Here is a 231-nt window from a genome sequence, read left to right as displayed (position 1 = left end):
CGCCGCGCGCGAGAGAGGTGATGCGGACGGTTCTGCTGAAGGACCCGGACATGCGCGCGCGCATTGAACGGCCCCCGCCGCCCGAGCCGACCGGCGACGCTATCGTCGAGGACGGCGTGGTCGGCGCAGCGCCCGAGCCGGACGTGGTCGCCCCGCCGGAGCCGTCGCGCGCGACCCCCAGCACGACCAGCGGCCCGCGCCCCGAGCTGTCCGAGCCGGGCCCTTGCCCGC

Annotated in this window: 1 protein-coding gene; it reads left to right on the top strand. The window is 77.9% G+C overall.

Going from position 1 to position 231, the window contains the following annotated elements; translation table 11 throughout:
* Window positions 1–20: 20 nt before the first annotated feature.
* On the top strand, window positions 21–231 hold a 211-nt coding region (locus CVH10_RS24905), incomplete at its 3' end, for a hypothetical protein (protein WP_219925136.1).

Source organism: Halomonas sp. ND22Bw, from assembly GCF_003011945.1.
Classification (GTDB): domain Bacteria; phylum Pseudomonadota; class Gammaproteobacteria; order Pseudomonadales; family Halomonadaceae; genus Halomonas; species Halomonas halophila.
This window is presented reverse-complemented; position numbering and strand designations above follow the sequence as displayed.